The sequence below is a fragment of the Clostridium sp. C1 genome (genome assembly GCF_018223625.1).
GTDB lineage: Bacteria > Bacillota_I > Bacilli_A > Erysipelotrichales > Coprobacillaceae > Allocoprobacillus.
This window is the reverse complement of sequence record NZ_CP073631.1, coordinates 1434423-1448982: the sequence shown is the minus strand read 5'-3', so window position 1 is coordinate 1448982 and position 14560 is coordinate 1434423. Positions and strand designations below refer to the sequence as shown.

The 14560-nt window shown below is 33.1% G+C and carries 13 protein-coding genes and 3 pseudogenes; 14 read left to right on the top strand and 2 right to left on the bottom strand.

Going from position 1 to position 14560, the window contains the following annotated elements; all coding sequences use genetic code 11:
• The first annotated feature begins 324 nt into the window (after positions 1–324).
• From dfrF to aph(2'')-Ia, 9 genes and pseudogenes are all read left to right on the top strand, one after another.
• Positions 325–820: pseudogene (dfrF, locus tag KEC48_RS07885) on the top strand (trimethoprim-resistant dihydrofolate reductase DfrF).
• Between the two features lie 104 nt (positions 821–924).
• The gene (locus KEC48_RS07880) at positions 925–1581 is read left to right on the top strand and encodes a hypothetical protein (RefSeq protein WP_002303420.1); all 657 of its coding nucleotides are present in this window, start codon (positions 925–927) and stop codon (positions 1579–1581) included.
• A 181-nt stretch (positions 1582–1762) separates the two neighbouring features.
• A complete protein-coding gene (locus tag KEC48_RS07875; RefSeq protein WP_002303421.1) occupies positions 1763–2293 on the top strand; it encodes a dihydrofolate reductase family protein in 531 nt (176 codons plus the stop codon).
• A gap of 363 nt (positions 2294–2656) precedes the next feature.
• Positions 2657–3823, top strand: a complete 1167-nt coding sequence (locus KEC48_RS07870) for an XRE family transcriptional regulator (RefSeq protein WP_211965262.1) — start codon at positions 2657–2659, stop codon at positions 3821–3823.
• Between the two features lie 666 nt (positions 3824–4489).
• A pseudogene (locus KEC48_RS07865) lies at positions 4490–4704 on the top strand (tRNA wybutosine-synthesizing protein 3-like protein).
• A 111-nt stretch (positions 4705–4815) separates the two neighbouring features.
• A pseudogene (locus KEC48_RS07860) lies at positions 4816–5031 on the top strand (recombinase family protein); the annotation flags it as partial.
• 100 nt (positions 5032–5131) lie between these two features.
• Positions 5132–6304, top strand: a complete 1173-nt coding sequence (locus tag KEC48_RS07855; protein ID WP_000195429.1) for an IS256-like element IS256 family transposase — start codon at positions 5132–5134, stop codon at positions 6302–6304.
• A 56-nt stretch (positions 6305–6360) separates the two neighbouring features.
• Positions 6361–6753: a GNAT family N-acetyltransferase gene (locus tag KEC48_RS07850; protein ID WP_000393259.1), complete on the top strand. Its 393-nt coding sequence runs from the start codon at positions 6361–6363 to the stop codon at positions 6751–6753.
• A complete protein-coding gene (gene aph(2'')-Ia / locus KEC48_RS07845) occupies positions 6754–8193 on the top strand; it encodes an aminoglycoside O-phosphotransferase APH(2'')-Ia (protein ID WP_001028144.1) in 1440 nt (479 codons plus the stop codon).
• Positions 8194–8322: 129 nt separating this feature from the next.
• Here the strand turns inward: aph(2'')-Ia and KEC48_RS07840 are convergent, their stop codons facing one another.
• Positions 8323–9495, bottom strand: coding sequence for an IS256-like element IS256 family transposase (locus KEC48_RS07840; RefSeq protein WP_211965260.1), 1173 nt, complete (start codon positions 9493–9495; stop codon positions 8323–8325).
• Between the two features lie 62 nt (positions 9496–9557).
• Here KEC48_RS07840 and KEC48_RS07835 point away from each other — a divergent pair, with 62 nt between their 5' ends.
• Positions 9558–11003 (top strand): recombinase family protein, encoded by a 1446-nt coding sequence (locus tag KEC48_RS07835; protein WP_052465179.1) that lies wholly within the window; start codon positions 9558–9560, stop codon positions 11001–11003.
• A 43-nt stretch (positions 11004–11046) separates the two neighbouring features.
• The gene (locus KEC48_RS07830) at positions 11047–11592 is read left to right on the top strand and encodes a transcriptional regulator (protein WP_211965258.1); all 546 of its coding nucleotides are present in this window, start codon (positions 11047–11049) and stop codon (positions 11590–11592) included.
• 26 nt (positions 11593–11618) lie between these two features.
• Here KEC48_RS07830 and KEC48_RS07825 read toward each other — a convergent pair whose 3' ends face one another.
• Entirely contained in the window at positions 11619–11792 is a 174-nt protein-coding gene (locus KEC48_RS07825) for a hypothetical protein (protein ID WP_211965256.1), read from the bottom strand.
• 234 nt (positions 11793–12026) lie between these two features.
• Here KEC48_RS07825 and KEC48_RS07820 point away from each other — a divergent pair, with 234 nt between their 5' ends.
• The 3 genes from KEC48_RS07820 to KEC48_RS07810 are packed head-to-tail and all read left to right on the top strand — an operon-like array spanning position 12027 to position 14324.
• A complete protein-coding gene (locus tag KEC48_RS07820) occupies positions 12027–12515 on the top strand; it encodes an MGMT family protein (RefSeq protein WP_211965255.1) in 489 nt (162 codons plus the stop codon).
• A 37-nt stretch (positions 12516–12552) separates the two neighbouring features.
• Positions 12553–13161 (top strand): alpha/beta hydrolase, encoded by a 609-nt coding sequence (locus tag KEC48_RS07815; protein WP_211965254.1) that lies wholly within the window; start codon positions 12553–12555, stop codon positions 13159–13161.
• A gap of 35 nt (positions 13162–13196) precedes the next feature.
• Positions 13197–14324: a hypothetical protein gene (locus KEC48_RS07810; RefSeq protein ID WP_211965253.1), complete on the top strand. Its 1128-nt coding sequence runs from the start codon at positions 13197–13199 to the stop codon at positions 14322–14324.
• Positions 14325–14560 lie beyond the last annotated feature (236 nt).

Sequence of the window (14560 nt, the reverse complement as noted above, 5' to 3'; positions counted from 1 at the left end):
GTGTTGGTATCTCTTTTTTGTTGCCGTGAAACAGCAGACTATTTCATTTCTGCTTGATTACCTTAAAACTTATTAGTCTATGGTTTGTCAAGGGCTTGTTGCGTGAGAAATGCTGAATATCACCCTTTACAAAACATAGGCTGATAAGTAACTTTTCAAAAGCAGAAAAGAAATGGCAATGCTTATAACAATATGATATAATGCAGATGAAGACAAAAAAGGAATTTGTCGAGCTGGTTAGTTCGAGATAATTTTGAGTTTGTTAAGATGTGGTGCACTTGATGGAATCACAGGTACGACATCATATTATGGAGGATGAAATAGATGATAGGTTTGATTGTTGCGAGGTCAAAGAATAATGTTATAGGCAAGAATGGTAATATACCATGGAAAATAAAGGGAGAACAAAAGCAATTTAGAGAGTTAACAACGGGTAATGTGGTTATTATGGGGCGAAAGTCTTATGAAGAAATCGGTCATCCGTTGCCTAATAGAATGAATATTGTTGTTTCCACCACAACAGAGTATCAAGGAGATAATTTAGTTTCAGTTAAATCATTAGAAGATGCATTATTATTGGCTAAAGGACGAGATGTATACATATCTGGTGGATATGGACTATTTAAGGAAGCTTTGCAAATAGTAGATAAAATGTATATCACAGAAGTAGATTTAAATATTGAAGATGGAGATACATTCTTTCCAGAATTTGATATCAATGATTTTGAAGTTTTGATAGGGGAAACACTTGGTGAGGAAGTGAAATATACGAGAACATTTTATGTAAGGAAAAAATGAATTGAGTAAATTTTGGATTTAGGGTGTTTTCATAAATATATTGCTTTTTATGCATATATAAATTGTTGTAAGACAAATTCCAGTTTGTATGGGGCGATAAAATCAGAATTTGAGAGAGGATTGAATATGAATAAGGAATGGTCTGAACTTAATAAAACAATGCAGGCACAAATAAAAAAGAAAGATACTTATAAGAGGGGTATTGATACTTTACTTACTTTACGAAGTCAGTTAATACAAACCTTAGTATCTTTCAAAGAAGAATTATGCAGAGAAGATTTTAACTCAATCCCCTTCATAAACGCTGATGGTTATCATAGTAAGACGATTGCTTATTCTATTTGGCATATTTTCCGCATTGAAGATATAGTTGTGCATACAGTGATAAATGAAGATGAACAAGTATTTTTTGCAGGCAATTATCAAGAGCGTATCAATTCACCTATCATTACAACAGGAAATGAACTCATGAAACAGCAGATTGCAGACTTTTCAAAACAGCTTAATCTGGAAGAATTATATTTATATATTTTCGAAGTATGGGAAAGCACTGAGAAAATGCTTGAACGGTTATCTTATGATGAATTGAAAAGAAAAATACCGAAAGAAAGAAAAGGATACTTAGAATCGTTGAATGTAGTAAACGACAATGAAAAAGCAATTTGGCTGATTGATTATTGGTGTAATAAAGATATTTGTGGACTAATTCAAATGCCATTTTCAAGACATTGGATTATGCACACAGAAGCCTGTTTGCGTATAAAGAACAAGATACATTCATAGGCAAAAATTTCAGTTTGTAGAACTAAGGAAATTGGAATTTAAGGAGGAATAAAGTATGGTTAGTGATTTTATAAGAGCAGCATTTCCATGGATTTTAATGGGTTTATTTGTAGCAATCAGTTGTTCCCTTATGAGTAAAAAAGAGAAATAAATTCCTGTTTGTATTTATAAAAGAGAAAAAATGAGAAAAGTAGTTTTATTTATTGCCATGAGCCTTGACGGATATATTGCGGACGGTAATGGTGGAGTAGCTTGGCTAAATGGTCATGGAAATGACAATGAAAACATCGACACTTATACAGAATTTACCAAAGATATAGATACTGTCTTAATGGGGTGGAATACTTCTCATCAGGTTGTTACTGAACTTTCTCCGCAAGAATGGGTATATAATAAATTTACAACTTATGTATTAACACATAAAGAGTGCAATTCTTCCCAACAAATTCATTTTACAAGTGAAAATCCTGTTTTATTATTGGAACGGCTAAAACAAGAAGCAGGAAAGGATATTTGGATTTGTGGCGGAGCAAATCTTGTTCAGCAGTTGGTAAGCAAAAATATGATTGATAAATATTACATTTCTGTTATTCCTACTCTGTTAGGAAATGGGGTTCGTCTTTTGGGCAACATAGACAGGGAAATAAAGTTAAGGCTTTGTAAAACACAGACTTATAACGGAATAACCGATTTGATTTATATGCGTAGATAACTAGAGAGAAACAGAAAAGCTGTTAAACCGACGGAGCGATCCGACCACGTTGGCGGGAAAATCCTTAAGATTTTTCCGCCATGCTTGCAAGGGGGCGGTTCGCTTCGGCGGTTCGGCGAGCTTGCGAGCCGTTCAAAGCCCCCGTTATCTAACAGGGGGGTACTATTACAAAAGACAAGAGCAAAAACAAATACAAAACTGCTGATATGCAACGATTTATAAGGTTATAAGAACTTATTTCACTTCACACCCTATTTTTTCTACCCGACAGGTCTAAAACAGCATATCAATAGAAAATAAATATAAGATACAAGGTGTATGCTCCTATGAGTATATGCCTTTTTTTGATTGGAGGAATAAAGCATGAATGATATAAAATTTATTGAAACATTAAAGCAAAAGAGAAATGCCTGTGATTACTCGCAATCACGACTGGCACAGGAACTACAAATCAGCAGGCAGAACTTAAATGAAATTGAAAACGGAAAAACAAAAGCCAGTAAAGAAATGAAACATATACTTTTGCATTATCTTGATTATTGTAATTGTACTCAGCTTTTCACTTTAACGATTGACTATCTGCGTGTTCGTTTTCCTACCACAGACGCATTGGAAATTATAAAAAATATACTGGCAATGAAGAGCGAATATTTTATCCATGAAGATTATGGAATGTATGGTTATGAAGAACAGTATGTCTATGGGGATATTAGTGTAAATGCTTCTAAAGATAGTTCTATGGGTGTTTTATTGGAATTAAGAGGTATGGGGTGTCGGAACTTGGAATATGTTTTACAGGCAAGAGGGATAGACTGGTATTGCTTTTTAAGCTGTTGTATAGATTATCAAGGTGTTTTTAAACGCATAGATTTGGCAGTCAATGATATGGGTGGATTGCTGGATATAGAAATTCTAAGAGAACGCTATTATGCCAACAAGGTATGGAAACGTTCAAGAACCCATGAAGCAGTAGACAGCGGAAAATTATCGGGTACAAATGGAGATACTGCAAAAACTTTTTATATCGGTTCAAAGAATAGTTCTATCTACTTTTGCCTATATGAAAAAGAAAAGGAACAAAAAAGCAAAGGCATAAAAACAGACATTAAGAACCGCTTTGAAATTCGTTTGAAAAATGAAAAAGCAGGACAAACGATAGAACAATTTGTTTTTTCAAGAAATCCCGAACAGACCATAGCGAACCTTATTCTCACACAGATAGATTTTCCCGATTATATTTTATGGGATATATTTTTAGATAATGTAATGACTTCACTTCCATTTGTTATGACACCTGTCGCAGTCAATATGGATAAAACAAAACGCTGGTTAGAAAGACAGGTAATGCCCTCTTTATTGATGATAAAAGAGATTGAAAAGAAAACAGGGGCAAATTATCTGGAAGAAATCGACAGACATACAAGACTAACAGAAAAGCAGGAATTAAAAATCAAACAAATGACAACAGACATAGCAGATATGATTGAGAAAGATACCGCTGTTCCACAAGGGAATGACGGTATTTTTTAATTTCTTCAAAAAATCTGCAACAAAACGGTTACTTGCGTACAGATATGGTGCAAGGAAAGGAAATCTGACTTTTTTTGAAAACAGGTCATTAAATCGGTGGTTGCTGTCCCTATATGATGTGAAAGAAGAAACGATTTTCAATTTCAACTTAACAATCCGTAGTTTCCGTTCCCTATATGGAGCAAAGAAAATCTTTCATTCCATAGTTGGTAGTAATAGTGTTGCATGGGTAGTTAGGGTGTGAAAAGAAAATCAGATTTTTTCATCACCAACTTAGCAGAATGACACTTTCTTTCCCTATATGGTGCAGGAAAAGAGAAAAGTTTTGAAGATTGGTTACGCTTCTGCTCTTTTCCAACGCGGTATATTAGGAAAGACGATTTTCTTCTTTCATGTTCTTTGACAACTGAATAAAGCAATTTAATACGTTTGACAGACAGCGAGCCGTTGAAACAGATACGCCATGACCTTTTCCCTGCTAAAGTGAGCGAGCCTTATCTGTGTTCCTGTAAGAAACTTGTCCTTTCCTACCGCCATGACCTGTCCTGTCTGATAATGATACTCCCGTACAGCCACAGCTTGAGCGTTCAGAGCGTCGCACGCAATGGGTACGGCTACATAAGAACTATGCAGAGGTGGAACTCCTGTGGGCTATGACAAAAGCCGTTGAATTGCTTAGAAAAGATTTTTACAGAAAGGGGGTATGTGTTATTGCTGATATTGTAAAAACAAGGCAGGAAAAGACAGATAATAAGCGTGGCATTGGCAACAGAGGAAAAACAAAGATTGTTGTAAAAGAGCATTTTTCCGAAAAGGGAAAGACAATGGAAGAACTTCTGACGGATGTTATGCTGGAAAAAGCAAAGCAGACAATCGCATAAAATCGGTGCAGTTGTAAGAAATAGATTGAATGACAAAAAGTACCCGTGTTATACTTTACTTGCAAGCAGGTATTGTAAACACGGGTTAGTTATAAAGGAGGATAACTGACAATGAAACAACAGATTTACAATACTGCACTTTATCTTAGGTTAAGCCGAGATGATGAATTACAGGGCGAAAGTTCCAGCATTACCACACAAAGAAGTATGTTGCGTCTATATGCAAAAGAACATCATTTGAATGTGATTGATGAGTATATTGATGACGGCTGGTCGGGAACAAATTTTGAAAGACCGAGTTTCCAGAGAATGATTGAAGATATAGAGATAAAGTCCGTATAATTGTGTAAAAGTAAAAAGGCCATATAACAGTCCTTTTACGGTACAATGTTTTTAACGACAAAAACATACCCAGGAGGACTTTTACATGACCCAAGTACATTTTACACTGAAAAGCGAAGAGATTCAAAGCATTATTGAATATTCTGTAAAGGATGACGTTTCTAAAAATATTTTAACAACGGTATTTAATCAACTAATGGAAAATCAACGAACAGAATATATTCAAGCAAAAGAATATGAACGAACAGAAAACCGACAAAGTCAACGAAATGGCTATTATGAGCGCAGCTTTACGACACGTGTAGGCACGCTAGAATTAAAAGTACCCAGAACACGTGATGGCCATTTTTCACCCACAGTGTTTGAACGTTATCAACGAAACGAAAAAGCCCTCATGGCTTCAATGTTGGAAATGTATGTATCAGGCGTTTCAACTCGTAAAGTATCAAAAATTGTGGAAGAACTTTGTGGTAAATCCGTCTCTAAGTCCTTCGTTTCTAGCTTAACAGAACAGCTAGAACCTATGGTTAACGAGTGGCAGAATCGTTTATTATCAGAAAAAAATTATCCTTACTTAATGACCGATGTACTCTATATAAAAGTACGAGAAGAAAATCGAGTACTCTCAAAAAGCTGTCATATAGCGATTGGAATAACCAAAGATGGCGACCGTGAAATTATCGGCTTCATGATTCAAAGTGGCGAAAGCGAAGAGACCTGGACAACATTTTTTGAATACCTAAAAGAACGCGGTTTACAAGGTACGGAACTCGTTATTTCTGATGCGCACAAAGGATTAGTCTCTGCCATTAGAAAATCCTTCACCAACGTAAGTTGGCAAAGATGCCAAGTTCACTTCCTAAGAAATATCTTTACCACCATTCCTAAAAAAAATTCAAAATCTTTCAGAGAAGCTGTTAAAGGAATTTTTAAGTTCACAGATATTAACTTAGCGCGTGAGGCTAAAAATCGATTGATTCATGATTATATCGATCAACCAAAATATTCAAAAGCTTGCGCATCATTGGATGATGGATTCGAAGACGCCTTTCAATATACCGTACAAGGAAATTCCCACAATCGACTAAAGAGTACCAATCTAATTGAACGACTGAATCAAGAAGTACGCAGAAGAGAAAAGATTATTCGCATCTTCCCCAATCAAACATCAGCCAATCGCTTAATTGGAGCCGTTCTTATGGACCTACATGATGAATGGATTTATTCTTCAAGAAAATACATCAATTTTGATAAGTAGAAATGGTAAAAACATTGTATAGCATTTTACACAGGAGTCTGGACTTGACTGAGTTTATGGAAGAAGTTTTAATTGATGATAATATGGTTTTTGATATTGATAATTTAAAAGGATTTCTTAATGATACCAGTTCATTTGGGTTTATAGCTAAAGAAAATAATAAAATTATAGGATTTGCATATTGCTATACACTTTTAAGACCTGATGGAAAAACAATGTTTTATTTACACTCAATAGGAATGTTACCTAACTATCAAGACAAAGGTTATGGTTCAAAATTATTATCTTTTATTAAGGAATATTCTAAAGAGATTGGTTGTTCTGAAATGTTTTTAATAACTGATAAAGGTAATCCTAGAGCTTGCCATGTATATGAAAAATTAGGTGGTAAAAATGATTATAAAGATGAAATAGTATATGTATATGATTATGAAAAAGGTGATAAATAAATGAATATAGTTGAAAATGAAATATGTATAAGAACTTTAATAGATGATGATTTTCCTTTGATGTTAAAATGGTTAACTGATGAAAGAGTATTAGAATTTTATGGTGGTAGAGATAAAAAATATACATTAGAATCATTAAAAAAACATTATACAGAGCCTTGGGAAGATGAAGTTTTTAGAGTAATTATTGAATATAACAATGTTCCTATTGGATATGGACAAATATATAAAATGTATGATGAGTTATATACTGATTATCATTATCCAAAAACTGATGAGATAGTCTATGGTATGGATCAATTTATAGGAGAGCCAAATTATTGGAGTAAAGGAATTGGTACAAGATATATTAAATTGATTTTTGAATTTTTGAAAAAAGAAAGAAATGCTAATGCAGTTATTTTAGACCCTCATAAAAATAATCCAAGAGCAATAAGGGCATACCAAAAATCTGGTTTTAGAATTATTGAAGATTTGCCAGAACATGAATTACACGAGGGCAAAAAAGAAGATTGTTATTTAATGGAATATAGATATGATGATAATGCCACAAATGTTAAGGCAATGAAATATTTAATTGAGCATTACTTTGATAATTTCAAAGTAGATAGTATTGAAATAATCGGTAGTGGTTATGATAGTGTGGCATATTTAGTTAATAATGAATACATTTTTAAAACAAAATTTAGTACTAATAAGAAAAAAGGTTATGCAAAAGAAAAAGCAATATATAATTTTTTAAATACAAATTTAGAAACTAATGTAAAAATTCCTAATATTGAATATTCGTATATTAGTGATGAATTATCTATACTAGGTTATAAAGAAATTAAAGGAACTTTTTTAACACCAGAAATTTATTCTACTATGTCAGAAGAAGAACAAAATTTGTTAAAACGAGATATTGCCAGTTTTTTAAGACAAATGCACGGTTTAGATTATACAGATATTAGTGAATGTACTATTGATAATAAACAAAATGTATTAGAAGAGTATATATTGTTGCGTGAAACTATTTATAATGATTTAACTGATATAGAAAAAGATTATATAGAAAGTTTTATGGAAAGACTAAATGCAACAACAGTTTTTGAGGGTAAAAAGTGTTTATGCCATAATGATTTTAGTTGTAATCATCTATTGTTAGATGGCAATAATAGATTAACTGGAATAATTGATTTTGGAGATTCTGGAATTATAGATGAATATTGTGATTTTATATACTTACTTGAAGATAGTGAAGAAGAAATAGGAACAAATTTTGGAGAAGATATATTAAGAATGTATGGAAATATAGATATTGAGAAAGCAAAAGAATATCAAGATATAGTTGAAGAATATTATCCTATTGAAACTATTGTTTATGGAATTAAAAATATTAAACAGGAATTTATCGAAAATGGTAGAAAAGAAATTTATAAAAGGACTTATAAAGATTGATTATATAATATATGAAAAGCTATTATAAAAGACATTAGTATTAAATAGTTTAAAAAAATGAAAAATAATAAAGGAAGTGAGTCAAGTCCAGACTCCTGTGTAAAATGCTATACAATGTTTTTACCATTTCTACTTATCAAAATTGATGTATTTTCTTGAAGAATAAATCCATTCATCATGTAGGTCCATAAGAACGGCTCCAATTAAGCGATTGGCTGATGTTTGATTGGGGAAGATGCGAATAATCTTTTCTCTTCTGCGTACTTCTTGATTCAGTCGTTCAATTAGATTGGTACTCTTTAGTCGATTGTGGGAATTTCCTTGTACGGTATATTGAAAGGCGTCTTCGAATCCATCATCCAATGATGCGCAAGCTTTTGAATATTTTGGTTGATCGATATAATCATGAATCAATCGATTTTTAGCCTCACGCGCTAAGTTAATATCTGTGAACTTAAAAATTCCTTTAACAGCTTCTCTGAAAGATTTTGAATTTTTTTTAGGAATGGTGGTAAAGATATTTCTTAGGAAGTGAACTTGGCATCTTTGCCAACTTACGTTGGTGAAGGATTTTCTAATGGCAGAGACTAATCCTTTGTGCGCATCAGAAATAACGAGTTCCGTACCTTGTAAACCGCGTTCTTTTAGGTATTCAAAAAATGTTGTCCAGGTCTCTTCGCTTTCGCCACTTTGAAACATGAAGCCGATAATTTCACGGTCGCCATCTTTGGTTATTCCAATCGCTATATGACAGCTTTTTGAGAGTACTCGATTTTCTTCTCGTACTTTTATATAGAGTACATCGGTCATTAAGTAAGGATAATTTTTTTCTGATAATAAACGATTCTGCCACTCGTTAACCATAGGTTCTAGCTGTTCTGTTAAGCTAGAAACGAAGGACTTAGAGACGGATTTACCACAAAGTTCTTCCACAATTTTTGATACTTTACGAGTTGAAACGCCTGATACATACATTTCCAACATTGAAGCCATGAGGGCTTTTTCGTTTCGTTGATAACGTTCAAACACTGTGGGTGAAAAATGGCCATCACGTGTTCTGGGTACTTTTAATTCTAGCGTGCCTACACGTGTCGTAAAGCTGCGCTCATAATAGCCATTTCGTTGACTTTGTCGGTTTTCTGTTCGTTCATATTCTTTTGCTTGAATATATTCTGTTCGTTGATTTTCCATTAGTTGATTAAATACCGTTGTTAAAATATTTTTAGAAACGTCATCCTTTACAGAATATTCAATAATGCTTTGAATCTCTTCGCTTTTCAGTGTAAAATGTACTTGGGTCATGTAAAAGTCCTCCTGGGTATGTTTTTGTCGTTAAAAACATTGTACCGTAAAAGGACTGTTATATGGCCTTTTTACTTTTACACAATTATACGGACTTTATCGATATAGAGGCAGGAAAAATCAACTGTGTTGTAACGAAAGACCTTTCCCGACTTGGCAGAAATTATATTATGACAGGACAATATACAGAATTGTATTTTCCCAGCCATAATGTCCGTTACATAGCGATTGACGACGGTGTAGACAGCGAAAAAGGCGAAAGTGAGATTGCACCATTTAAGAATATCATCAATGAATGGGTGGCAAGAGATACAAGCCGTAAAGTGAAATCTGCATTTAAGACAAAATTTGCAGAGGGTGCGTATTATGGGGCTTATGCTCCGTTAGGATATAAGAAACACCCCGACATCAAAGGAAAACTGCTGGTTGATGAGGAAACAAAATGGATTGTTGAAAAAATCTTCTCCCTAGCCTATCAAGGTTACGGTAGTGCCAAAATCACAAAGGTACTGCGAGAAGAAAAAGTTCCGACAGCGTCTTGGCTGAATTTTACAAGGTATGGTACTTTTGCACATATCTTTGAGGGAAAGCCCGACAGCAAGCGTTATGAATGGACGATTGCTCATGTTAAGGCAATTTTAAAAAGTGAAGTCTATATCGGCAACAGCGTTCATAATCGACAGTCAACTATTTCTTTCAAAAGCAAGAAGAAAGTACGAAAACCCGAAAGTGAATGGTTTCGAGTAGAAAACACGCATGAGCCGATTATTGACAAAGAAGTATTCTATCGTGTGCAGGAACAGATAAAATCAAGGCGTAGACAGACAAAGGAAAAAGCAACGCCGATATTTGCAGGGCTTGTCAAGTGTGCGGATTGTGGCTGGTCTATGCGGTTTGCGACAAATAAGGCAAATAAAACGCCTTACAGTTATTATGCTTGCAGTTACTACGGACAGTTTGGAAAAGGTACTTGTTCTATGCACTATATCCGTTATGATGTGTTGTATCAAGCAGTATTGGAACGATTGCAATATTGGACTAAGGCAGTACAGCAGGACGAAGAAAAGGTGGTGAATAAGATACAAAAGGCTGGCAATGCAGAGCGAATACGGGCAAAGAAGAAAAAGGCAAGTGCTTTGAAGAAAGCCGAGAACCGACAAAATGAGATTGACCGCTTGTTTGCGAAAATGTATGAAGATAGAGCCTGTGAGAAGATAACGGAACGAAACTTCATCATGCTGTCGGGGAAATATCAAAAGGAGCAGATAGAACTGGAACAGCAGATAACCAACCTAAGAGAAGAATTAAGTAAAATGGAACAGGATATGATAGGTGCTGAAAAGTGGATTGAGTTAATCAAGGAGTATTCCGTACCAAAGGAACTGACAGCACCGTTATTAAATGCAATGATAGAAAAAATCCTTATTCACGAAGCAACAACGAATGAGGACAATGAAAGAATACAGGAAATAGAGATATACTACCGATTTATTGGAAAAGTAGACTGATAAATAGGGTTCATATCTTTAACTAAGGGAAACTGGGAGTAATATGCCAGATATCAGTTTACTGGTTGAACTTTCTGAATTCTATCAAGTTAGTATACCTGAGATTATTGATGGAGAAAGGAAAAGTGAGAAAATGAATCAAGAAGCAAAAGACACTGCAATAAAAATGGCGGAGTATAGCAAGAATGAGGTTAATATGGCGAAGAAACAAATAACAGGGGTTCTGTTTATAGTGTTTGGTGCACTTATTATTATTTCTGCCTTGTCAATATTCCCAAATGAAAGTAGCTGGGGTAGTATTTGTGGTATTGTTGGTGGAATCATATTAACATTAGGAGTTTATTTAAGGGTTAAGTCTGTTCTACTAAAAAAGAGTTCACAAATATTGAGCATTATTGGTTGTGTTATCGTACTCTTTGGTATTTTCACTATTTCAGATTATATTGCTGTTACAGAATTCCACCAAGTTCCTAGATTTAGTTATGCAAAATCGTATGGTGAAGATTTAGTTGAACACAAAACATTATTTTATACGGTAATACAAAAAAATCCAGGTACTGAAAATGAAAGTGTAGAAATAGCAAAATAGTTTTGCAAACAGATAGTAAGAACTAACTATTTTTCATTCATATCTCCGAAAAAAGTAGGAAAGCATATAAACAGATTAGTCTGTATTTGTATGTTTCCTATTTTTTTACTAATAATATTTAATCCTAAATTTAGTATATTTCCCTTACTTTCTACTTTACCATATACTTTTGTAAGATTCTCAACTCTTAGAATTTCCATTTTATTGTCCTCCTTTTTCGAATACATTATATGACAACCGAAGTGACAAATAAGTGACAATGAAGAAATTAGTTTAAAGAAATTTGAATACTAATTACAATCTATTATTTTAAGCTGCTTAATATAAGTATAAAAATAGTTTCAGATAATTGAAAAAAATTGTATTTTTTTACAAACTGTCTCATTGCATTGAATATTTCATCTCTTTATAATTAAGATAGGAGGTGTTAAAGTATGGCTAATGAAGATAAAAAAGATTTTAACGCCATGTTACATGATAGCAAAGATATGCCTAAGTTTCAGATAATTACAGATCAAAGAAGTATTGAAAAATATGGTGGAAATAATATGTATTTTGCTCCACCGATTGATTACGACAAAGTAATGAAGAAAATACCTTATGGAAAGGTAATCACCATTGGAAAAATTCGAGAATTTTTCGCAAAAGAGAACGGAGCAGATTTTACTGAACCTATCACCGCAGGGATTTTTGTGTCCATTGCAGCATGGGCAAGTTTTCAGCGAACTGAAGATGAAACTCCATATTGGCGAACATTGAAAGCAAATGGAGAATTGAATCCTAAATATCCAGGAGGCATAGAGGCACAAAAAGAAAAGTTAGAATCCGAAGGACATACAATTATTGAAAAAGGACGCAAGAATATTAAATACTATGTAAAAGACTATGAAAATGCACTGTTTGACTTGAATAAGAAAAATTAAATGTACTTAATGAAATGAAGGTTAAGGAGGGATTAATTTGAAAAAGGCGATTATATATATTCATGGCAAGGGGGGTAATTATCTTGAAGCTGAGCAGTATAAGAAAAATTGTCCTGGCTTTGAAATCTATGGGATAGATTTCAATGACTATCTACCCTGGAGTGTACAAAATGAATTCATTGAATTTTATAATGATGTTCAAAAAAATTACGATAAAATTGTTATAATTGCAAATAGTATCGGCGCATATCTAGCAATGCATTCACTACAAAAATGTAAATTCGAGAAAGCGTTGTTTATTTCTCCAATATTAGATATGGAACAACTAATATTGGATATGATGAAATGGGCAAACATTTCAGAAAAAGAATTGGCTGCAAAAGGAGAAATACAAACTGATTTTGGAGAAGTATTATCTTGGGAGTATCTATGTTTTGTTAGAGAAAACCCAATTATATGGAATGTGAAAACTGAAATACTGTATGCAGAACATGATAAGTTAACTTCAAGAAAAACAATAGATGAGTTTGTAAATAGTCATGATGCACATCTTACTATAAAGAAGAATGGAGAACACTGGTTTCATACTGATGAGCAAATAGAATTTTTAAATCAATGGATGAAAAATGTACTAAATAAAAAATAGAAATATATCTATAGTATCAGAAAGGAATGATTATGATGGAAAAATCAGATATTTTTTGGCAAACATATCTAAATCTTGAGAAAGAAACCATTGAACTCTCAAAATATATTTTCTTTACAGATGTAAAGTTGATAAGCGGTAGCAGTGGCATAGTTACACAACCATGTAATTCTCAACTTGAAACATTCTCTCCTCATATTGCAGATTTATTAGTACGTTGTTGTGTACAAATTGAGGCTATATCAAAAGAATTATATTTTGATATCGGCGGAACTAAAAAAAGAGGAGACAAAAACCTTTTTTTTGATGAAGACTGTTTGAAATTGATTGATAAAAAATGGCAAACACACAAGAAAGTAGTGATGATTGTCGCCCCTTTCTTTAATTTTACTAAAAAGGAAAATTGTATTTTAAGGCCTTTAAAAGAAGCTCATAAAAGGCAAGGAACCTATTGGGAAAAAGCATATCAAGCAGTAAAACATGATAGATATTCTTCTTTACATAAAGGTAATATCAAGGCTTTTATCCACGCCTTAGCTGCTCTTTATTTGTTGAATATCTACTATCGTAATGAATCATGGATAACGAAATATAATGATATATCAAAAATTGATTATAGTATGGGATCTGCAATTTTTACAGTAAAATCTCCTGTTGCTAAGCAACTATGGTATGGTAACAATATAACCATAAGCGAGAGTCCATATGTTGTTTGCTATAAAGAAGATGATTATCAGCGTATTATGAAAATACAGGAAGATGAAAGACGGGCATTGAATGATTATTGGGTTAATCAGCCTGAGTTAAATGAACTCGAATTTCAAAATCAATTACAAGAAGCAATAGAGAGAGAAAAGAATAATCCAAAAGAAAGAGTAATGTACATTTGGGAATTGGCAAAATATCGCTTAAATAAAAAAATACCGGAAAACTTACCCTTTGAAGAAAGAAAAAAAATTCTACTCCGTAGTGAAGAGTGGAACGGCTGGATAAATCAAAATAATGATCATCTTTCAGCAGAAGAAATTACAGAAGATAATATTCAAAAAGAGATAGATGCGGTCGCTATTCGTTGGGGAATGGAATTAACGAAACGTTTCGAAAAGTTAGATTGGATACCAATTGCTATGGATAGTGAGATATGCAGAATTTATATTCCTTAGGAGATTATTATATTAAATGTCATTGTACGAATATTAACATAAGTATTGAACTATCTATTATGGACTGTGAATTAGTTTTTGTTTATAATAAAGTAAATATAGAGAATAAAGACAGAAACTGATTTTAGTAAATGATTGATACAATTCGTAATTTTCTAAATATAAAACATGATTGCGATTTTTGAAAATTATATTCAATATAATTTCTGTTTTAATGATATTCATATTGTGTTAAG

Excerpts from the sequence above, each read along its gene's own strand:
- KEC48_RS07835 (WP_052465179.1), top strand. The coding sequence starts at position 9,558 with ATGGCCTTTTTACTTTTACACAATTATACGGACTTTATCGATATAGAG.
- KEC48_RS07810 (WP_211965253.1), top strand. The coding sequence starts at position 13,197 with ATGGAAAAATCAGATATTTTTTGGCAAACATATCTAAATCTTGAGAAA.
- KEC48_RS07880 (WP_002303420.1), top strand. The coding sequence starts at position 925 with ATGAATAAGGAATGGTCTGAACTTAATAAAACAATGCAGGCACAAATA.
- KEC48_RS07825 (WP_211965256.1), bottom strand. The coding sequence starts at position 11,792 with ATGGAAATTCTAAGAGTTGAGAATCTTACAAAAGTATATGGTAAAGTA.
- KEC48_RS07870 (WP_211965262.1), top strand. The coding sequence starts at position 2,657 with ATGAATGATATAAAATTTATTGAAACATTAAAGCAAAAGAGAAATGCC.
- KEC48_RS07820 (WP_211965255.1), top strand. The coding sequence starts at position 12,027 with ATGGCTAATGAAGATAAAAAAGATTTTAACGCCATGTTACATGATAGC.
- KEC48_RS07850 (WP_000393259.1), top strand. The coding sequence starts at position 6,361 with ATGGAAGAAGTTTTAATTGATGATAATATGGTTTTTGATATTGATAAT.
- KEC48_RS07840 (WP_211965260.1), bottom strand. The coding sequence starts at position 9,495 with ATGACCCAAGTACATTTTACACTGAAAAGCGAAGAGATTCAAAGCATT.
- KEC48_RS07830 (WP_211965258.1), top strand. The coding sequence starts at position 11,047 with ATGCCAGATATCAGTTTACTGGTTGAACTTTCTGAATTCTATCAAGTT.
- KEC48_RS07855 (WP_000195429.1), top strand. The coding sequence starts at position 5,132 with ATGACCCAAGTACATTTTACACTGAAAAGCGAAGAGATTCAAAGCATT.
- KEC48_RS07875 (WP_002303421.1), top strand. The coding sequence starts at position 1,763 with ATGAGAAAAGTAGTTTTATTTATTGCCATGAGCCTTGACGGATATATT.